The organism is Streptomyces atriruber, assembly GCF_001418325.1.
GTDB classification, from domain to species: Bacteria; Actinomycetota; Actinomycetes; order Streptomycetales; family Streptomycetaceae; genus Streptomyces; species Streptomyces atriruber.
Map to the genome: position 1 here is coordinate 1 of NZ_LIPN01000264.1, position 19,572 is coordinate 19,572.

A 19,572-nucleotide genomic window follows, 5' to 3' on the forward strand; every position below is an offset into this window, starting at 1 on the left:
CGGTGCCGCGGCACCGGTCGCGGCCGTATACGTGAAGGACATCCCCCCGCGCATCCTCCCCGCGCCACCACCGGAAGAAGAGATCCTCCTCAAGGAAGAACACCAGGAAGTGCTGCGAGCGCTGAGACTGCTCACCGTGCGCCAGCGGGAGGTCCTCGTCCTCAGGTACTGGTCGAACATGTCCGAAGCGGACATCGCCGCAACCTTGGGCCTGTCCCGGGGTGCAGTGAAGTCCACGGCGAGCCGGGCACTCACGGCTCTGGCCAGGAGACTGAAGGAGACGTCATGACGGTCATTGAGGACCGCCTTCGCGCCGCACTGCATGCCCGGACTGAGCAAGTCACCTCCCTCCGCTCGGACTTCGCACCATCGACCCGCGCACGCACGGACCTTCACCCCCGACTGCGCACGGCTGCGGTAGTCCTTCTGGCCGCAGCAGTGACAGTCATCCTCCTCATGCTGCTGCGGCTCCTCTCACAGGACGTCCCATCGGCCCCTGCCGACACTCCTCCACCCGCCAGCCCAAGCACCAGCAGCCCGTCGCCTTCAGTGCCTGTGCCAGAACCTCTGATCTGTGACATTCAGTAACGGGCGGTTGGGGGCCGCTCCTTGATGCCGCCCCGGCGCCGTGACGGAAATTGTGCGCGGAGGCCCGCTTCCCGATCGCCTGTTGGTCCTCGGTGAACTGCCACTTTCCGTAGCGCGGACGGATTCTCGTTCTCGGTCTGCCAAGTCCGCGGAGGCGGGCAGGATGGCTCCTCTCGTCACAGGCGACGGGTCGGTCTGGGAGGACGTGCGTCATGACGGCGGAGGAGCACGGTGGCGACTCTGGCGAGCTGCTGATCGGGAATCTGCCCAAGCCGAGGGTCAGGCTGATCGGTCGCCAGAGCGAGCTGCTGGAGGTGCAGCGGCTGTGCCGGAAGGACCGGCTCGTGACGCTGACTGGGGTCGCGGGAGTGGGCAAGACCCGGCTGGCGCTGGAGGCTGCGGCCGCGCTGCAGCGGTCGTTCCTCGATGGGGCGTGGTGGGTGGAGCTGTCGCCGCTGCGCACCAGCTCGGTGCTGGCCCACGCGATCGCCGAGGAGTTGCCGCTGGCCGACCAGTCCACCCGGCCGATGATCGAAGTGCTGGCCGAGTATGTGGCCGGGCGCGAAATGCTGCTCGTGCTGGACACCTGCGAGCACCTGACCGATGCCTGTGCGCTGACCGCCCGGGCGCTCCTGGACGCCGCGCCGGGGCTGCACATCCTGACCACCAGCCGCCGCCCGCTGCGAGTGGCGGACGAGCGGCTGCTGACCGTCGAGCCCATGCCGGTCCCCGAGCACGACGACCCCGCGGCGGCCGGGAACGACGCCGTGGTGCTGCTGGCCGAGCGGGCCGCGGCCGTGGTGCCGGGGTTCACGGTCACCGGGGCCAACCAGCCCGATGTGGTCCGGTTGTGCCGACGCCTCGAGGGGCTGCCCCTCGCGATCGAACTGGCCGCCGCACGGCTGCGCGAGCTGCCCCCGGCCGAGCTGGCCGACCACCTGGGCGATCGGCTGGCCGTACTGGGCGACACGGAGGAAGCGGTCTACGACGCCCATCCGCCCTGGCACCAGGCACTGCGTACGGCGATCGGCTGGAGCAACGAACTGTGCACGCCGCAGGAGCGGTTGCTGTGGGCGCGCGCGTCGGTGTTCGCCGGCACCTTCGACGCCGAGACAGTGCGCCGGGTGTGTGCCGACGAACTGCTCCCCGCCGGGACGATCCCGGACCTGCTCACCGCGCTCACCGACGCCTCGATCCTGTCCTGGGCGCCCACCGGGGACGGCGACCGCTACCGGATGCTGGACACCATCCGCGAGTACGGCGCCTTCTGGCTGGAGTCCGCCGGTGAGGGAGACGCCTGCCGACGCCGCCACGTCGTCCACTACACGTCGCGGCTGCGCCGCTTCGCCGACCGCTTCCTCACCTCCGAACAGGTGCCTCTCTACTGGGCGCTAATCCCCGAACGAGAGAACCTGCGCGCCGCCCTCGGCTATGCCCTCGATGGCGATGCCGGTGACGCGGTGGCCCTGACGGCGGTGATGTGGTCGTACTGGACCTGCGCCGGACAACCCCGCGAGGCGGGCCACTGGATGGATCTGGCGCTGGAACGCGCACCAGAGCCGACTGCCGACCGGTTCACGACTCTGACCTGGAGTTGCACCTACGCGACCTACCGGGGCGAACACGCGGCGGCGCGACGCTTCGCGAACCAGGCGCAAGAGGTCGCCGACCAGCTCGGCGACCGGCGGCTCGCCGGACAGGCCGCCATGAGCCGCGGAATCGCGCTTGCCTACGGCGGCGAACTCGACACCGGCCTCGACCTGCTGTGCCGGGCGACCGAGATACTCCTTGAGGTCGGCGATGCCCCCAGCATGTGCTGGGTAGCGTTCCGCCGCGGCCTCACCCGCACCATCGCCGGAGACCTCAACGCCGGCCTCTCCGACTTCGCCGAGGTGCTCGAACTCCTCGGCGAGAACAGCGAGGAGAGCTACCTCACGGCGTTCACCCTCGTCTCCATGGGCATCGCGCACGTGCTTTCAGGGGACACCGCCGTCGCCGACAAGGAGGGGCGCCGCGCCCTGGAACTGCAGCTCACGCGCGACGACCTGCTCGGCCAAGGGGCCTCGCTCTCCCTGCTGGCCTGGGGCGCCGCGCAGGACGGCCGGTATCCCCGCTCGGCCTGTCTGTTCGGCGCGGCGGATGCCGTATGGGCGCTGGCGGGCGCGGTGCCCTTCGTCGGCAACCCGAAGCTGGGCGCCCTGCACACCAGGTTCGACGCCGCCGCCCGACAGGTCCTCGGCGACCGGCGCTACGCGTTGCTGCACCGCCAAGGCGCGACGCTGCCCCGTTCGGCTGCCGTGAAGTTCGCCGTGAGCAACCGGGACACGGCGCTCCGGACGGCGTCCGAAGCACTCACCAGCCGTGAGCTGGAAGTCGCCGTGCTGGTCGCCGAGGGCCTGTCGAACCGCGTGATCGCCAAGCGGCTGGCCATCGCCGAGCACGCCGCCGACACCCACGTCGACGACATCCTCGCCAAACTGGGCTGCTCCGACCGCCGCGAGATCACCACGTTGATGCGCGCGGAGCCGGGGGCGCCGGACGCCCCGTAGGTTTGAGCACGGGACATGACACAGCTGCTGACGGAGTAGCCGGACGCCTCTCGCGGGGTTCTCGCGCAGCTCAGGCCAGGGCGGTGGGCGCGACGCGGATGGTGTGCGGCTGCGGGCTCATCCGGATGCGGATGGGTGGGGGCTTGGCGGCCCGGTCGGTTCGCTCGACCGGATGGGATGTGGTGCGCGGGGGCCGGGGCGGCCGGGTGAGACGGCGGACCATGAGGGTGATCATGGTCCAGGCGAGGTGGGCCTCGCTGTGGGAGATGAGCCGTTCGTAGTCCCTCACGTTCCTGCGGGCCCGCAGGATCCACGAGATCGCGCGCTCAACACGCCACCACTTCGCCAGGACGGCGAAGCCGTCCTGGCCCTTGCGGCGGGGGACGGTGTGCAGGGTGATGCCGAGGAAGGACCGTGCCCAGGGGACGAGTTCGCCGCCGTAGGCGGAATCAGCCCAGGTGACGCTCACTTCGGGATGGGCGAGGCGGAGGCGGAAGAGGAGGTCGCGGGCCGGGTGGTCGTCGCGGTTGGTGGCGGGGGCGACCATGACTTTCAGTGGCAGGCCGCGCATGGCGACGGCCAGGTGCCGCTTGCAGCCGTTGATCTTCTTCCCGGCGTCGAAGCCGCGGGTGTCCGCTCCCACCGTCTCGGCGCCCTTCACGGACTGGGAGTCGAGAATCACCGCGACGCGGGGGTTGATCCCGTCGTGGAGGCGGACCCTCTGGTGCAGTTCGGCGTGGATGCGCGCCAGGACTCCGCTGTCCCGCCACCGTTGGAAGAACCCGAACACCGTGCGCCAGGGGACGCCGAAGTCCACGGGGACGGACCGCCACTTGCAGCCGTTGTCGTTGACGTAGCGGATGGCGTCGACGATGTTGCGCCTCGGCTGCTTCTCCGGCCGTCCACCCCAGGGCTGGATGCAGGCCGGTGGCGGCAGCAGTGGCTCCAGGATCGCCCATTCGGCATCCGTGGTGTCGCTGGGGTAGTGACGGGGGCGGTCGGCTGGTCTTTCGGTGTCGGTGCAGGTCATGGTCAGCGTTCCATGCGGGAGAGGACTTCCAGGGTGGCCTTTACTCCGCCGAGTTGGTCCAGGACCAGGCGGGCCCACTCGTCCTTGGGCATCTTCTTGGCGTGCGGGCCGACGGCGGCCGCGATGAAGTTGGTGATGCGCCGCAGTTCGATTTTGAAGACGGCGCGCTCGTAGGCGATCCAGACCTCGGGGTCCTCGGAGAGCTGGAACCCGTCCGTGCGGTTGTAGGTCACCGGCGGGAGCCCGTCTCTGATGGCGAATTTGCGCAGGTAGCGGATGCCGGGCCCAGACCTGGGCCCGGGTGCGTTTGGTGGTCCGCATCAACTGTTTGAGGCTCACGCCCGCGGGCCGTGCTTCTTCCAGGGCCTTGCGGATGGCCTCGGCGTGCACGTGGGCGGGCTGTCCGGCCCGCCGCGGCATGGCTACTGGCCCCGCAGTAGTTCGGCCAGAGCCTCGTCCATGTCGACCTTGCCGGTCGCCACGGCCGTTTCGATCCAGTCGGCCGTGGCCCGGATCTTCTCCACCTGCTTTGCGACGAGGGCGAGTTGCGACTCGGTGAAGTCCCGTCCGCGCAGTTTGGGCACCAGCCGGCTCGCTCCGGCGACGAAGCCCTGGCACACCCCGATCAAGTCGGTGAACTCCATCGCCCGGTGGAAGCCCCGCACGATCCGGGCCGGGTCGACGGGCTCCACCCCGTCGCCCTCCGCCTCGCCGGTGTCGGGCTCGTCCCACCAGTCCTCCTCGTTCTCCTCGGCGAGTTCGTCCTGGTCGAACTGGGCCTGGTTGACCCGCTCCCGCGCCTGCCTGTCGCGCATGGCCCGGAAGGCCACCTCCGGGCGTTGCAGTAGATCGCAGGCCGCCGTCACTGCCACGGTCTCGTCGGCGGCCAGTTCCCGGATGCTCTCCACCTTCTCCTGCACCGTTACGGGTGTGGCCGTGGACCAGCCCGCAGCCCGCTTGGCCGCATCCCCGCTCCACTGGTGCTGTCCCGTGCGCTCATTCAGTGGCGGGGCCTTGATCTGCTCGAACGCATCCGGCGTGGAGGCGAGGATGCGGTGCACCTCGAAGGACACGCCTTCCTGCCGCTGTTCTGCGGGCCACCGTGCGGCCACCCAGCGATAGGTGCGGACCGTGTGGAAGGACAGCCCGATCGAATCGGTGAGCTGCCGTAGGGCGCCCTCCACCCCGCGCTCGTCCTCGCCGAGCGTCATGTCCCCACCGTGCGTACGCAGCGGGGCGATCTCCAGAGCCATGTCGCCCACCGCGAACTGGCACCGGCTCATCGCGTGCACCAGCTTCACCGACTCCGTCACCAGCTCCTCGAACCGGTTACGCAGCACGCTGCCGATCGTCTGGGACACGGCACTCACCCCCACCGGGCCGGAACGCCGGCGCCTTGCCGAACGGGGGAGGCTCCGGCCCGTGCACCGCAGGCTCCGCCGCCTCCCCCCTGGTCACCAGGGCGGACCGAAAGGTCCCCCGTCCACGCGCGAAACATGCCGCCCGCGCCCGACCCCGGCCCCACCCCGATCCCGAAGTGACCGAACCTGCCCATCCATCACAGGCCGTCACCGATCAAGGGATCTGGCACAGCTACTCACCAGCGGTTTCCCCATCGGACGAGGCACCCGGACCTGTTGCACCGTAGAGGTGGAATCTCATGGATGCCCCCTACGGGCGAGTCGCGCGCTCCAGTTCCAGGAGTACGGAGTAATAGCCGCGGCCCGTCGCGTGGTCCATGCCCACTTCGCACATGCGGTTCGCCGAGAGGTGGGCGTCGAAGGGGCGGGACGTGACCTCCGCGGCCTCCTTGCGCGTGGCAGATTCCGTGAGCTCCTTGTGGAGCATGCCGCGGTCACCCGCGAAGGCGCAGCAGCCCGCGTCGTCCGGGACGACCACTTCGTCCGCGCACGCCTCCGCGACGGCGCGGAGTTGCGCCTCGTCGCCGAGGTGCTGCATGGAGCAGGTGGGGTGCAGGACGGCGGAACCGATCGTGCGGCGCACCGTCAGCCGGGGGAGCAGTTCGTCGGCGGCCCAGACGATGGAGTCGACGACCGTGAGCTCCCGGTGCAACTCGCGGTTGTCCGAGCTCAGATACGGCACGACCTCGTGGGCGATGCCCAGCGTGCAGGACGAGGCGTCGACGATCAGCGGCAGGCGGCCGCCCGCCGTCCAGCCCCAGGCCGCCTCGACGATGCGATTGGCCATGACCCTGTTCCCGGCGTCGTACCCCTTGGAGTGCCAGATCGTCGCGCAGCACGTGCCCGCGACATCGTCCGGAATCCAAACCGGCCGCCCCGCGCGCGCGGAGACGGCGACCACGGCCTCCGCCAGGGAGCGGTCGCCCGGACCGCCGAAGATGCGGTTGACGCAGGCCGGGTAGTAGACGGCGGAAGCCCCCACGCGCGCGGTCCGCGGCAGTCCGCGTGCCGCGGCCCCGGGGATCTGGGGCAGCCATTCGGGGACGAGGTCCGGGCGCACGGCCTTGCGGGCGGTGCGGGTGACCGCGGTGAGCAGCCGGTCGCTGATCCGGTCGGCGGCCGCCACCGCGAGCCGCGCCGATGCCTCGACGGCCTTGAAGTTCTTCGCGGCGAGAGCGGCCGCCTTCTCCTCGCGCGGCGAGTGCCGTGCGTGCCGGAACTCCTTCATCAGGGCGCCCGTGTCGATGCCCACCGGGCAGGCGATCCTGCACGTGGAGTCGCCGGCGCAGGTGTCCACGGCGTCGTAGCCGTACGCCTCGACGAGGCCGTCCTCCACCGGGGAGCCGGCGGGCTGGCGCATCATCTCGCGCCGCAGCACGATGCGCTGGCGTGGAGTCGTGGTCAAGTCCTCGCTGGGGCACGTCGGTTCACAGAAGCCGCACTCGATGCACGGGTCGGCGATCGGCTCCACCCCGGGGATGGTCTTCAGGCCCCGCAGATGGGCCTTCGGGTCCCGGTCGAGGACGATGCGGGGCGCGAGCACGCCGTCCGGGTCGATGACCTGCTTCGTGCGCCACATCAACTCGGTCGCCTTCGGGCCCCATTCCAGCTCCAGGAACGGCGCGATGTTGCGGCCCGTGGCGTGCTCGGCCTTCAGGGAGCCGTCGAAACGCTCCACGGTCAGGCGGCAGAAGTCGTCCATGAAGGCGGCGTACCGCTCGACGTCGGCGGGGATCGCCGCGTCGAAGGCGAGCAGGAAGTGGAGGTTGCCGTGAGCCGCGTGTCCGGCGACGGCGGCGTCGAAGCCGTGCCGTGTCTGGAGGTCGAGCAGCGCTTCGCAGGCCTCGGCGAGGCGGCCCGGCGGGACCGCGAAGTCCTCGGTGATCAGCGTCGTCCCCGAGGGACGGGAGCCGCCGACGGCGGTGACGAACGCCTTGCGCGCCTTCCAGTAGCCACCGATCGTCTTGGCGTCGCGCGTGAACGCGTTGGTCACCGATGGTACGGGCGTGACCAGTTCCAGCCCTTCGAGCGCCTTCGCCGCCGCTGCTTCGTACGCCTCCTGTGCCGCCTCGTCCGGGGCGCGGAACTCGACCAGGAGCGCGGCCGTCGACTTCGGCAGTCCCGCCCAGTCGGCAGGCACTCCCTGAACGCTGACCGAGGCCCGCAGGGTGTTGCCGTCCATCAGCTCGACGGCGAGCGCGCCCGCGGTGTTGAACAACGGCACCGCGGCGGCGGCCGCGGGCAGCGAGGGGAAGAAGAGCAGGGCGGTGGTCGTGCGCCGGTCCAGCGGCAGCGTGTCGAAGACGACCTCCGAGATGAAGCCGAAGGTGCCCTCGGAGCCGACCATCAGGCCCCGCAGGATCTCCACGGGCGTCGCGCCGTCGAGGAAGGCGTCGAGGCGGTAGCCGTTGGTGTTCTTGATCTCGTACTTGCCGCGGATACGGGCCACCAGCTCGGGGTCGGCCTCGATCTCGCGCTTGATCTCCAGCAGGCCTTCGCACAGGTGGGGCTCCGCGTGCGCCAGTTGCTCGTCCGCGTCCGGCTCGGCCGTGTCCACCACCGTCCCGGAGGGGAGGACGACGGTGAGTGAGGCAACCGTGCGGTAGGAGTTGCGGGTGGTGCCCGCCGTCATGCCCGACGCGTTGTTCGCGACGACGCCGCCGACCGTGCAGGCGATCGCGCTCGCCGGGTCGGGGCCGAGCACCCGGCCGAAGCGGGAGAGCGTCGTGTTGGCGCGCACCACCGTCGTACCGGGACCGATGCGTGCCCGCTCGCCTTCGCCGATCACCTGCACGCCCGACCAGTGCTTGCGCACGTCGACGAGGATGTCCTCGCCCTGGGCCTGGCCGTTCAGCGAGGTGCCGGCCGCGCGGAAGACGACTTCGCGGCCCTTGCCGTGCGCGTACGACAGGACGGCCGACACGTCGTCGATGTCCTCGGGGACGACCACGACCTGCGGCACGAAGCGGTAGGGGCTGGCGTCCGAGGCGTACCGCACCAGGTCGGAGACCTTCGTGAGGACCTTGTCCGCGCCGAGCAGCGCGGTCAGTTCCGAGCGGAGCGGCTCCGGGGTGCCGCCGCTCCGCCCGTCCGGCACGCGGTCGTGGGAAGGGCCGTCCGTGCGCGACGCGGCACCGGGGCGCAGGGCGTCCGGCTCGGGCTCCAGCAGTGGCATGAGCTCTCCTCGGCGGTTGCGGCGGCGCACTCGGCGACGTCGGCGGTGACCGGCGGCCGGTCACCGGTGGTGTCAGCAGCGGCGGACGTCCGGCACGTCGAACAGCGCGTTCAGCAGGACGCCCAACTGTGCGCGCTGCTCGGCGTCCAATGGAGCCAGGATGTCCTCTGCGGCGGCCCGGCGCGCGCCGCGCAGCTCACCCAGGGCCTTCAGGCCCGCGTCGGTGAGCTCGATGCGGATCACCCGGCGATTGGTGGGGTCGGGCGCGCGGCGCACGAGGTCGGCCGCCTCCAGGCCGTCGACCAGCGTCGTCACGGCGCGGGGCACGACCTCTAGGCGCTCGGCGAGGTCCGCCATGCGCGGCGGGGTCTCGTAGTGCGCGAGGGTGCGCAGGAGGCGGGACTGCGCGGGCGTGATGCCGATCGGCACCAGATGGCGCTTCTGGATCCGCTGCAGCCTGCGGGTCAGCCGCAGCAACTGTTCGGAGAGCAGGCCGTCGGGGTCCGGGGTGTTCATGCGGGAACATTACCAGGACCTTGTGCATTGTGAGTATAGGTAACAGTGAGCTATACTCCCTGAGTCATTGTCGTCCGAGAACCCGTAGGAGCCCATGCGTCACGACGAAACCACCTGGACGCCGCAGCCCCCTGCCCCCGGCGAGGAGCCCCAGCCGCGCCAGATGCGCCGCATCCTTCGCCTCTTCCGGCCTTATCGGGGCCGCCTCGCGATCGTGGGCCTGCTGGTCTGCGCCGCGTCGCTCGTCTCGGTGGCGACCCCGTTCCTGCTGAAGGAGATCCTCGACACCGCCCTGCCGCAGGGGCGCACGGGCCTGCTGAGCCTGCTCGCGCTCGGCATGATCCTCAGCGCGGTCGTCACCAGTGTCTTCGGCGTCCTGCAGACCCTGATCAGCACATCCGTGGGGCAGCGCGTCATGCACGACCTGCGCACCGCGGTGTACGGCCGGCTGCAGAGCATGTCCCTGGCCTTCTTCACCCGCACCCGTACGGGCGAGGTTCAGTCCCGCATCGCCAATGACATCGGCGGTATGCAGGCGACGGTCACCTCCACCGCCACGTCCCTGGTCTCGAACCTCACCAGTGTCATCGCCACCGTCGTCGCCATGCTGGCCCTGGACTGGCGGCTCACCGTCGTCTCGCTCCTCCTGCTCCCGGTGTTCGTGTGGATCAGCCGCCGCGTCGGCCGCGAGCGCAAGAGGATCGCCACGCAGCGCCAGAAGCAGATGGCCGTGATGGCCGCGACGGTCACCGAATCGCTCTCCGTCAGCGGCATCGTCCTCGGCCGCACGATGGGGCGCGCCGACTCCCTCACCAAGTCCTTCTCCGACGAGTCCGAGCAACTGGTCGACCTGGAGATCAGGTCCAACATGGCGGGCCGCTGGCGCATGGCCGTCATCACGATCGTGATGGCCGCGATGCCCGCCGTCATCTACTGGACCGCGGGCATCGCCTTCCAGATGGGCGGCCCGACCGTGTCGATCGGCACGCTCGTCGCCTTCGTCTCGCTCCAGCAGGGCCTCTTCCGGCCGACCGTGAGTCTGCTCTCGACCGGAGTGCAGATCCAGACCTCGCTCGCGCTCTTCCAGCGCATCTTCGAGTACCTGGACCTGCCCATCGACATCACCGAGCCGGAGGAGCCGGTGCACCTCGACAAGATCAAGGGCGAGGTCCGCTTCGAGGACGTCGAGTTCCGGTACGACGAGAAGTCGGGCCCCACCCTCCAGGGCATCGACATCGACATACCCGCGGGCGGCAGCCTCGCCGTGGTCGGGTCCACCGGGTCCGGCAAGTCGACGCTCAGCCATCTCGTGCCCCGCCTCTACGACGTCACGGGCGGCCGCGTCACCCTCGACGGGGTCGACGTGCGCGACCTCGACTTCGACACCCTCGCGCGTGCCGTCGGCGTGGTCTCCCAGGAGACCTACCTCTTCCATGCCTCGGTCGCGGAGAACCTGCGCTTCGCCAAGCCCGACGCCACCGAGGAGGAGCTGGTCACCGCCGCGCGCGCCGCCCAGATCCACGACCACATCGCCTCCCTCCCCGACGGGTACGACACGGTCGTCGGCGAGCGCGGACACCGCTTCTCCGGCGGTGAGAAGCAGCGCCTGGCCATCGCCCGCACCATCCTGCGCGATCCGCCGGTCCTCATCCTTGACGAGGCGACCAGTGCCTTGGACACCCGCACGGAGCGGGCCGTGCAGGAAGCGATCGACGCACTGTCCGCGGGCCGCACCACCCTCACCATCGCCCACCGGCTCTCCACCGTCCGGGGCGCCGACCAGATCGTGGTCCTGGAGGCAGGGCGCACCGCGGAGCGCGGCACCCACGAGGAGCTGCTGGAGCGCGACGGCCGTTACGCCGCCCTCGTGCGCAGAGACGCCCAACTGGAGCCCGCGACATGAAGATATGCCAGGAATATGACCATTTGCGGGTTACCGTGCCCGCATGCAGACCAAGACTCCGAGACGGGGCACGATTCGACTGACGCGACGGGGCCGCATCGCCCTGATCGCGACCGGAGCCGCCGCCGTGGCCGCCGCCGTGGCGGTGCCGCTGCTGCTTCCCGACGACGCGCGGCCCGACACCCTGACCATCCCTGAGGGGTGGCGTTCAGGCCAGGTGTACGAGGCCGTGGACAAGGCCCTCGACGTGCCCCCGGGCACCACGAAGGAGGCCCTGCCGAAGGCCGACCTCAAGCTCCCCAGAGACGCGGGCGGCAACCCCGAGGGATACCTCTTCCCGGCGACGTATCCGCTCAGCTCCCAGTCGACCCCGGCCTCCGTCCTCTCGTACATGGTGAACACGGCCAACAAGAAGTTCGGAGTCGGCCAAGTCGCGGCGGGCGCGGACCGGAATGCCGTAAACGTCTACCAGAGCGTGACCATTGCGAGCATGATCGAGGCCGAAGCCGGTTCCAAGGAGGAAATGGGCAAGGTCGCCAGGGTCATCTACAACCGTCTCGACCAGGGCATGCCGCTGCAGATGGACTCCACCATCAACTACGCGCTCAACCGCTCCACCCTCGCCACCAGCGAACGCGACACGAAGATCAACAGCCCGTACAACACCTATGCGCGTATGGGCCTGCCGCCCACACCGATCGGCAACCCCGGGGAGGAAGCGATGCGGGCGGCGACCAACCCGGCTCCGGGGGACTGGCTGTATTTCGTCACTGTGAAACCGGGGGACACGCGTTTCACATCCAGCTTTGAGGAACACCAGAAGAATGTGAGGGAGTTCAACAAGTCGAAGTAGCAGGCGTCCGGAAGTGGCATTGGGCCAGGGGGGTCCGCCCGGTCGTCATACCTGCTTCGCCTTGACCTCAACCGTGGTTCAGGTACAACGCTTTTCTCTAACGTACCGCTCAGTATGCAGGAGGAGCCGACCATGGCCGCACCGATATCTCAAGCCTTTCCCGACGTCCGGCGGGCGGACGCCGGAACCATCCTCGTCAGCTCCTGGACCCTGCCGGCCCCCGGAGTCCAGAAGCAGGCCGCGGACCTGGTGATCGAGGAATGGGAACACCAGGAACGCCCGGCGGGCCTGCTCTCGTTCACCACATTTCTCAGCGAGAACGGCCGCGAGGTCCTGAACTACGCGCAGTGGACGGACGACGATTCCCACCGGGAGTGGGCGCGCGCGGCCCGGTGTTCCGAGGACATCAGCAGGGTCGACCGGATGGTCCTGGGCATCGAGCGTCCGGGAGAGGTGAGCTATTCGCTCTACCGGAGCTACGAGACGGATGAGGGGACGGAAAGCACCCCCGGCGCGCTCGTCACCCCCATCTTCGAGACGGAAGGGCCGGACAGCCAGCGCGCGTTCATCGATGGCGTCATCGCGATCCTGGAGCGGACCCGGCCGCCGGGGCTCCTGTCGGCCCACTTCCACACGAGCAAGGACGGCCGCAGGGTCCTCAACCACGCGGAGTGGAGGGATCTGTCTGCCTGGCGACGCTTTGCCGAGAGCGGCGGCACCGTCGAGCTGGGCATGATGATCGAAAGCCTGGAGGGCGTCACTCCCGCTCCCACCCGGCCCAGCGTGCCGCGCTATCTGCCGTACAAGAGCCTGGTGAACGTCGCCGTGCCCTGAGCCGCGGCTTCGGCACTCCCGCAGGACCGGTCCGGCCTCTTGTGCCGCGTTGAGCGGCGCGAGAGGCTGGCACGCGCTCGACCCAGCACCACCGGCAACGACCGCACCGCGCACCGCACATGACCCGGCCCCCTCATTTGGCCGGTCATGTCTGGACAGTCATCTTTGGTCAGTCGACGAAAGGTTCAGGTGCACCGGGAATGAGAATGCCCTCGCGTCGGCGGCAGGCAGCGGCGCTGCTGTCCGCCGCACTGACGGCCACCGGCCTGCTCGGCGTCACCCCCGTCACCCACGCGGCGTCCGGCGGCCCCACCGGGGACCTGCGGCTCGCGGGCGCCGCCGAGATCGCGGTGCCGGACGGCTGGATCGTCGTCCTGAAGGAGTCGAAAGAGCCGACGGACTCGACGGACTTGAAGGACTCGAAGCGCGCGGACGAGCGGAACGGGTCAACCGTCTCCGGCGTGGCGCGCGAGCTCGTCGGCCGGACCGAAGGAGCACGGCTCGGGCATGTGTACCGAGCGGCGCTGCACGGCTTCTCCGCCCGGATGAGCCGGGCGCAGGCGGCCCGGCTCGCCGCCGATCCCCGCGTCGCGTACGTACGCCAGGACACCCGCGTCAGCATCGACACCCCGCAGGGCGGCCGGAGCCGAAGCGAACAGTCGGGCGTCGCCGCGCAGGAGCAGACGCAGCCCAATGCGCCCTGGGGACTGGACCGCATCGACCAGCGGCGTCTCCCGCTGTCCACCACGTACACCTACCGCACCACCGCCCCCGGCGTGAGCATCTACATCATCGACACCGGGCTGCGGACCACGCACGCGGAGTTCGGCGGCCGCGCCTCCGTCGGGACCGACACCGTGGGCGACGGCAGGAACGGCGACGACTGCAACGGGCACGGCACCCACGTGGGCGGCATCGCGGCGGGCAAGACGTACGGGGTGGCCAAGCAGGCCCGGCCGGTCGCGGTGCGCGTCCTCGACTGCCAGGGCTCGGGCACCACCTCGGGCGTCGTCGCGGGCATCGACTGGGTGACGGCGAAGGCCGCCAAGCCGGCGGTCGCGAACATGAGCCTCGGCGGCTCGGCCAGTGAAGTCCTCGACAGCGCGGTGCGGCGCTCCATCCGCTCCGGGGTCACCTACACGGTCTCGGCGGGCAGCTCCGGCCAGACGGGCGGCGCCTGCAACACCTCGCCTTCCCGGGTGGCGGAGACCGTCAGTGTCGGCGCCAGCGACCGCGGCGACCGCCGGGCGTCCTCCTCCAATTACGGCTCCTGCGTGTCCCTGTTCGCGCCGGGTGTGCAGATACCTTCCGCGTGGAAGGACAGCGACACCGCGACGGCCACGCTCAGCGGCACGTCGATGGCCACCGCGCACGCGGCCGGCGCCGCGGCACTGCATCTCGGCTTCCGGCCCACTGACACTCCGGCGCAGGTGAAGAAGGGCCTTGTCGACAACGCCACCACGGGAGCGCTGCAGGGCAGCCCGCCCGTCACGCCGGACAAGCTGCTCTACACGCTGTACCTGCCCTAGGCGGGCACTCTGGAGCTCGGTGCCGGGCTCGGAACCGAGTCCGGAACCGAGCTCGGAACCGAAGCCCCGGCCAGCAGCCGCCGGATGTCGCGCACCGCCGCGCGCCCCGCGCGGTTGGCGCCGATCGTGCTGGCCGACGGTCCGTAGCCGACCAGATGGACGCGGGGGTCCGCGGCGGCCCGGGTGCCCTCCAGCCGGATGCCGCCGCCCGGCTCGCGCAGCCGCAGCGGGGCGAGGTGGTCGACGGCGGGACGGAACCCGGTCGCCCAGAGGATGACGTCGGCGTCCACACGGCGGCCGTCGTCCCACTCGACGCCGGTCGGTGTGATCCGGTCGAACATCGGCAGCCGGTCGAGGACGCCGTCCGCCCGCGCCCGCCGGATCGCGTCGTTCACGGGCAGCCCCGTCACGGAGACCACGCTCCGCGGTGGCAGGCCCTGGCGCACGCGCTCCTCGACCATGGCGACGGCCTCGCGCCCCCAGTTCTCGTTGAAGGGCCCTTCGCGGAACACCGGCTCACTGCGGGTGACCCAGGTGGTCGCGGCCGCGTACGGGGCGATCTCCATCAGGTGCTGCGTGCCGGACGCGCCGCCCCCGACGACGATCACGCGCTGGCCCGCGAAGGCCTCGGGGCCGGGATAGACCGCGGTGTGCAGCTGCCGCCCACGGAACGTGTCCTGGCCCGGATAGCGCGGCCAGAACGGCCGGTCCCAGGTGCCCGTCGCGTTGATCAGGGCCCGCGTCGACCACGTGCCCGCCGACGTCTCGACGAGTAGCCTCCCGCCGTCGCCCTCGCGGACTCCGTGCACGTCCACGGGCCGCCGAACCCGCAGGTCGAAGCGGTGCTCGTACTCCTCGAAGTACGCCCCGATGACCTCCGACGACGGGCGTGCGGGGTCCGCGCCCGTCAGTTCCATGCCGGGGAGCGAGTGCATCCCGTGCACCTTCCCGTACGTCAGGGAGGGCCAACGGAACTGCCAGGCGCCGCCGGGCCGGGGCGCGTGGTCGAGGACCACGAAGTCCCGGCCCGGCTCGAAGCCGACCCGCCGCAGGTGGTGGGCGCTGGACAGGCCCGCCTGCCCCGCGCCGATGACGACCACGTCCACGTCCTGTACCGCCGCTGGGGCGGCCGCGTCTCGTACCCCGATGTCGTTCACGTTTCTACTAACTTCATCGGGGTCCAGGATCTTCCCGGCGGGCCGGATCTCTCAGCGCCCGCCGGCGACCAGGAGGGGCGCGCCGCCCGGGGCGGAGGCCGGGCGTCCGTTCGCGGCGGGCACACCGGACAGCGGCGACGCCGGGATCCGCGGCAGCAGCCCGCGCGCGGCCAGGTCGGGAATGACGCCTTCGCCGAACCAGTACGCCTCCTCCAGGTGCGGATAGCCGGACAGCACGAAGTGCTCCACCCCGAGTGCGTGGTACTCCTCGATCCGGTCGGCGACCTCGGCGTGGCTGCCGACCAGGGCGGTGCCCGCCCCGCCCCGCACCAGACCGACACCGGCCCACAGGTTCGGCGAGATCTCCAGCTTGTCCCGCGAGCCGCCGTGCAGCGCGAGCATCCGCTGCTGGCCCACCGACTCACTGCGGCCGAGCGCCTCCTGGGCTGCGGCGATCGTGTCCGGATCGAGGTCGTCGAGCAGTCGGTCGGCGGTCGCCCACGCCTCGGCGGACGAATCGCGGGAGATCGTGTGCAGCCGGATGCCGAAACGGACCGTGCGGCCCTCCCTCTCGGCGAGCCCGCGAATCCAGTCGATCTTCTGCTTCACCTGCTCCGGCGGTTCGCCCCAGGTCAGATAGACGTCCGTGTGCCGGGCCGCGACGGGACCCGCGGCGGCCGACGAGCCGCCGAAGAAGATCTCCGGCAGCGGATCCGGCGGCAGCGCGGTCAGCCCTCCGTCGACCTGGAAGTGCTCGCCGTGGAAGTCGAACGGCTTGCCGCCCCAGACTCCTCGGACGACCGAGAGGAACTCGTCCGTGCGGGAGTAGCGGCGGTCGTGGTCCAGGTGGTCGCCGAACCGCCGCTGCTCGGTCGAGTCGCCGCCCGTCACCACGTTGAGGAGCAGCCGTCCGCGGGTGATGCGCTGGTAGGTCGCCGCCATCTGCGCGGCGAGCACCGGCGAGATCACACCCGGGCGGAAGGCGACGAGGAACTTCAGCCGCTCGGTGTGCTGGGCGAGCGCGACCGTCGTCAGCCAGGCGTCCTCGCACCACGTGCCCGTCGGCGTGAGCACCGCCTCGAAGCCCAACTGCTCGGCGGCCTTGGCGATCTGGGCCAGGTACTCGATGTCGGGCGCGCGCACGCCGCTCACCGGGGTGACGCGGGAGCGCGTGATGCCGCCGTCGGTGTAGGCGTGCCGGTCGACGAGGGTGCGGCCGTCGCCGCCCGTCGGCAGGAACCAGTGCAGGTGGACGTTCATGTCAGGACTCCTTGCGGTACGAGCGCGGCTGGGTGGTGGAGGGCGGCAGATCGCCGTTGAAGCGGGGGTCGACGAAGTCGCCGAAGTCGATGCGGCGCGGAATCAGCTCGAGATCGGTGAACGTGTCCGCGATCTCCTGCTCGGAGGCGACCACGTTCTTGTCCACGGCCACCTGGACCCGGGTGCCGTTGGTGCGCTTCACGGCGTCGAGCGCGACCTCGTAGGGCAGACCGGTGTCCTTCGCCCAGACCTTCGCCCAGGCCTGCGGGTGCTTGTAGACCCAGTCCTGGGCCCGGCGGAGACGCTTCAGATAGTCGGAGATCGCCGCGGCCTTCTTCTTGTCGTCGAGGGCGCCGGGCGCCGCCGCCTGGAAGGCGAGGCCGTTCACAAGACCGTCGCCGTCGGTCAGGACGCGGCCCTTCTCGGACCGCAGGACCTGCGAGGTGTACGGGTCCCAGACGGCCCAGGCGTCCACCTTGCCGCTGCTGAACGCGGCGAGGGCGTCGGCCGGCTGCAGATACTTGACCCGGACGTCCTTGAAGTCGAGCCCGGCCTTCCGCAGGGACGCGATCAGCTGGTAGTGCGCCGACGAACCCTGCGCCACCGCAACGGACTTGCCCTTCAGCTCCTCGGGCTTCTTCAGCTCGGAGTCGGTGGGCACGAGGATCGTGTCCCCGGCGGCGGCGCCGTGGCTCGCGGCCACCACGGAGATCTTCGAGCCCGCGCCGGCGGCGAAGACGGGCGGCGTGTTGCCGATGCCGCCGATGTCGACGGCCTTGGCATTGATGGCCTCCAGGAGCGGCGGGCCGGAGGTGAAGGTCGACCACCGGATCTTGTAGTCGAGGTCGTCTAGCTCCCCGGCCGCGCGCAGCACGGCCTCCGAACCGCCCTTCTGGTCACCGACGTTGAGGGTCAACGACCCCTTGCCGTCGGTGCCGCCGCCCGAGCCGCCGATCGAACCGTCGGCGGACGAGGTGCCGGAGCAGGCGGCGAGCAGCAGGGCCAGGGGGAGCAGCAGGGCGGCGGCGGGGGCGGGGCGTGGTCGTCGCATGGTGGTTCCGTTCGCTTCGGTACGTGGGGACGGGCGCGTTGCGCGGGGACGGGCTGTGAGCGGTGCGGAGGTTCAGCCGGCGGTGGCCTCGGTCGGCGCCTCGACGCCGAGCCGCTGGAGCAGCTCCGCGCGGAGCTCGCCGAAGCGCGGGTCGGAGATGCCGCGCGGCCGCTCCAGGTCGATCTGCGTCTCGTACGCGATGACGCCTTGGTCCATGACGAGGACCCGGTCGGCGAGGAGTACCGCCTCCTCGACGTCGTGCGTGACGAGGAGCACCGCGCAGCCGCGCCGCTGCCACAGCTCGTCGACGAGCCGCTGGGCCTTGATGCGGGTCAGGGCGTCGAGCGCGCCGAACGGCTCGTCGAGCAGCAGCAGATCGGGCTCGCGCACCAGGGCCCGGGCCAGCGAGGCGCGCTGGGCCTCGCCGCCGGAGAGCGTCTTGGGCCAGGCGCTCGTGCGGTGCTTCAGGCCCACCTCGGCCAGGGCCCGCTCGGCGACCTCCCGGTCGGGCTTGCCCGGCAACCCGAGGAGCACGTTGCGCCACACCCGCTTCCACGGCATCAGCCGGGGGGCCTGGAACGCGACGGCCTTGCGGCGCGGCACGAGCACGGTGCCTTCGATGTCGCGGTCCAGCCCGGCCAGGATGCGCAGCAGCGTCGACTTGCCGCAGCCGCTGCGGCCGAGCAGTGCCACGAACTCGCCGGGCCGTACGTCGAGTTGCAGGTCGTCGATGACGGCGCGCCCGTCGAAGGTGCGGGTCAGCCCGTCGACGCGGACGGCGGAGGACACGGTCCTGGTCACCGGCCGGTGAACGTCGGTCGCCATTGCAGCAGCAGCCTTTCGAGGGTGCGGACGATGAAGTCGGCCGTCAGGCCGAGGAAGGCGTAGACGACCAGGCAGACGACGATCACGTCGGTGCGCAGGAAGTCGCGGGCCTGGACCATCAGGAAGCCGAGGCCCGCGTCCGCGTTGACCTGCTCGGCGAAGACGAGGGCGAGCCAGGAGATGCCGAGCGAGTAGCGCAGTCCCGTCATGGCGCCGGGCAGTGCGCCCGGCAGGATGACGTGCCGCACGAGCCCCCACCGTGACAGCCCGAGCGACTCCCCGGCCTCGATCAACTGGGCGTCGACGCCCCGGATCCCGGCGTACACGTTCAGATAGAGCGGGAAGGAGACGCCGAGCGTGATGATGGCGATCTTGGGTGCCTCGCCGATGCCGAACCAGATGATGAACAGCGGGATCAGCCCGACGAACGGCACGGTGCGCAGCATCTGCACGCTGGCGTCCACGAGGTCCTCGCCGATGCGGAAGAGCCCGGAGACGAGGGCGAGCGCCGTCCCGACGACGGTGCCGAACAGCAGCCCGAGGGCGACGCGCTGCAGGGACACGCCCATGGCGTTCTGCAGGGAACCGTCACCGATGAGATCGCCGCCGACCCGGGCGACCGTTCCGGGGGAGGCGAGCACGTCACTGGTCAGGACGCCGGTGGCGCTGAGGATCTGCCAGAGCGCGAGCAGCGCGAGCGGTCCCGAGGTGCGGCGCAGCCAGCGGGGGACGCGTGCGCGGCGGCTGGAGGAGGGGACGAGGGCCTGGAGTTCGGGTCCCGGTGCGGGGTCAGATTCTGACTTGGGGGATATATCGGATGCAGATGCGTGCGGTGGGGCATGGCTGATGCTCACAGGCGCTCCACGGGGAGAGGGGAGGGG

The 19,572-nt window shown here is 70.7% G+C and carries 16 protein-coding genes; 6 read left to right on the forward strand and 10 right to left on the reverse strand.

Translation table 11 applies throughout. From position 1 onward, the window contains the following. Together AOK03_RS26135 and AOK03_RS26140 are read left to right on the forward strand one after the other, a co-directional pair. Positions 1-289 (forward strand): sigma-70 family RNA polymerase sigma factor (locus AOK03_RS26135; RefSeq protein WP_208609598.1); only part of this gene is annotated, 289 nt, incomplete at its 5' end. 511 nt (positions 290-800) lie between these two features. Further along, a complete protein-coding gene (locus AOK03_RS26140; RefSeq protein ID WP_055567797.1) occupies positions 801-3,137 on the forward strand; it encodes an ATP-binding protein in 2,337 nt (778 codons plus the stop codon). A 70-nt stretch (positions 3,138-3,207) separates the two neighbouring features. Here AOK03_RS26140 and AOK03_RS26145 read toward each other — a convergent pair whose 3' ends face one another. From AOK03_RS26145 to AOK03_RS26165, 5 genes are all read right to left on the reverse strand, one after another. Further along, the gene (locus AOK03_RS26145) at positions 3,208-4,167 is read right to left on the reverse strand and encodes an IS5 family transposase (RefSeq protein WP_063792577.1); all 960 of its coding nucleotides are present in this window, start codon (positions 4,165-4,167) and stop codon (positions 3,208-3,210) included. A gap of 2 nt (positions 4,168-4,169) precedes the next feature. Beyond that, positions 4,170-4,400 (reverse strand): hypothetical protein, encoded by a 231-nt coding sequence (locus AOK03_RS42790; protein ID WP_055567798.1) that lies wholly within the window; start codon positions 4,398-4,400, stop codon positions 4,170-4,172. Between the two features lie 189 nt (positions 4,401-4,589). Continuing rightward, positions 4,590-5,528, reverse strand: coding sequence for a DUF6192 family protein (locus AOK03_RS26155; RefSeq protein WP_055567799.1), 939 nt, complete (start codon positions 5,526-5,528; stop codon positions 4,590-4,592). 310 nt (positions 5,529-5,838) lie between these two features. Continuing rightward, positions 5,839-8,763, reverse strand: a complete 2,925-nt coding sequence (locus AOK03_RS26160; protein WP_055567800.1) for an FAD-binding and (Fe-S)-binding domain-containing protein — start codon at positions 8,761-8,763, stop codon at positions 5,839-5,841. 72 nt (positions 8,764-8,835) lie between these two features. Then, positions 8,836-9,279 carry a MarR family winged helix-turn-helix transcriptional regulator gene (locus AOK03_RS26165; RefSeq protein WP_055567801.1) on the reverse strand — a complete coding sequence of 148 codons (444 nt, stop codon included), beginning with the start codon at positions 9,277-9,279 and terminating at the stop codon, positions 8,836-8,838. 94 nt (positions 9,280-9,373) lie between these two features. Here AOK03_RS26165 and AOK03_RS26170 point away from each other — a divergent pair, with 94 nt between their 5' ends. The 4 genes from AOK03_RS26170 to AOK03_RS26185 all read left to right on the forward strand — a co-directional run bounded on the left by AOK03_RS26170 (position 9,374) and on the right by AOK03_RS26185 (position 14,398). Further along, the gene (locus tag AOK03_RS26170; RefSeq protein WP_055567802.1) at positions 9,374-11,182 is read left to right on the forward strand and encodes an ABC transporter ATP-binding protein; all 1,809 of its coding nucleotides are present in this window, start codon (positions 9,374-9,376) and stop codon (positions 11,180-11,182) included. Between the two features lie 43 nt (positions 11,183-11,225). Next, on the forward strand, positions 11,226-12,035 hold the full coding sequence (mltG, locus tag AOK03_RS26175) for an endolytic transglycosylase MltG (protein ID WP_055567803.1): 810 nt from the start codon (positions 11,226-11,228) through the stop codon (positions 12,033-12,035). A gap of 132 nt (positions 12,036-12,167) precedes the next feature. After that, a complete protein-coding gene (locus tag AOK03_RS26180; protein WP_055567804.1) occupies positions 12,168-12,869 on the forward strand; it encodes an antibiotic biosynthesis monooxygenase family protein in 702 nt (233 codons plus the stop codon). Positions 12,870-13,075: 206 nt separating this feature from the next. Continuing rightward, positions 13,076-14,398, forward strand: a complete 1,323-nt coding sequence (locus AOK03_RS26185; RefSeq protein ID WP_208609599.1) for a S8 family peptidase — start codon at positions 13,076-13,078, stop codon at positions 14,396-14,398. On the opposite strand, the gene AOK03_RS26190 is transcribed toward AOK03_RS26185, so the two are convergent. From AOK03_RS26190 to AOK03_RS26210, 5 genes are all read right to left on the reverse strand, one after another. Beyond that, on the reverse strand, positions 14,395-15,555 hold the full coding sequence (locus tag AOK03_RS26190) for an NAD(P)-binding domain-containing protein (RefSeq protein WP_055567806.1): 1,161 nt from the start codon (positions 15,553-15,555) through the stop codon (positions 14,395-14,397). The genes AOK03_RS26185 and AOK03_RS26190 overlap by 4 nt on opposite strands. 51 nt (positions 15,556-15,606) lie before the next feature. Further along, entirely contained in the window at positions 15,607-16,815 is a 1,209-nt protein-coding gene (locus tag AOK03_RS26195) for an LLM class flavin-dependent oxidoreductase (RefSeq protein WP_055567807.1), read from the reverse strand. 1 nt (position 16,816) lies between these two features. After that, a complete protein-coding gene (locus tag AOK03_RS26200) occupies positions 16,817-17,866 on the reverse strand; it encodes an ABC transporter substrate-binding protein (RefSeq protein ID WP_055567808.1) in 1,050 nt (349 codons plus the stop codon). A 72-nt stretch (positions 17,867-17,938) separates the two neighbouring features. Then, complete coding sequence (locus AOK03_RS26205; RefSeq protein ID WP_055567809.1) at positions 17,939-18,691, reverse strand: ABC transporter ATP-binding protein; 753 nt, start codon at positions 18,689-18,691, stop codon at positions 17,939-17,941. Beyond that, positions 18,664-19,545 (reverse strand): ABC transporter permease, encoded by an 882-nt coding sequence (locus AOK03_RS26210; RefSeq protein WP_055567810.1) that lies wholly within the window; start codon positions 19,543-19,545, stop codon positions 18,664-18,666. Before AOK03_RS26210 ends, AOK03_RS26205 begins: the two co-directional genes overlap by 28 nt. Positions 19,546-19,572 lie beyond the last annotated feature (27 nt).

Excerpts from the sequence above, each read along its gene's own strand:
- AOK03_RS26140 (WP_055567797.1), top strand. The coding sequence starts at position 801 with ATGACGGCGGAGGAGCACGGTGGCGACTCTGGCGAGCTGCTGATCGGG.
- AOK03_RS26145 (WP_063792577.1), bottom strand. The coding sequence starts at position 4,167 with ATGACCTGCACCGACACCGAAAGACCAGCCGACCGCCCCCGTCACTAC.
- AOK03_RS26160 (WP_055567800.1), bottom strand. The coding sequence starts at position 8,763 with ATGCCACTGCTGGAGCCCGAGCCGGACGCCCTGCGCCCCGGTGCCGCG.
- AOK03_RS26165 (WP_055567801.1), bottom strand. The coding sequence starts at position 9,279 with ATGAACACCCCGGACCCCGACGGCCTGCTCTCCGAACAGTTGCTGCGG.
- AOK03_RS26170 (WP_055567802.1), top strand. The coding sequence starts at position 9,374 with ATGCGTCACGACGAAACCACCTGGACGCCGCAGCCCCCTGCCCCCGGC.
- mltG (WP_055567803.1), top strand. The coding sequence starts at position 11,226 with ATGCAGACCAAGACTCCGAGACGGGGCACGATTCGACTGACGCGACGG.
- AOK03_RS26180 (WP_055567804.1), top strand. The coding sequence starts at position 12,168 with ATGGCCGCACCGATATCTCAAGCCTTTCCCGACGTCCGGCGGGCGGAC.
- AOK03_RS26185 (WP_208609599.1), top strand. The coding sequence starts at position 13,076 with ATGCCCTCGCGTCGGCGGCAGGCAGCGGCGCTGCTGTCCGCCGCACTG.
- AOK03_RS26195 (WP_055567807.1), bottom strand. The coding sequence starts at position 16,815 with ATGAACGTCCACCTGCACTGGTTCCTGCCGACGGGCGGCGACGGCCGC.
- AOK03_RS26200 (WP_055567808.1), bottom strand. The coding sequence starts at position 17,866 with ATGCGACGACCACGCCCCGCCCCCGCCGCCGCCCTGCTGCTCCCCCTG.
- AOK03_RS26205 (WP_055567809.1), bottom strand. The coding sequence starts at position 18,691 with ATGGCGACCGACGTTCACCGGCCGGTGACCAGGACCGTGTCCTCCGCC.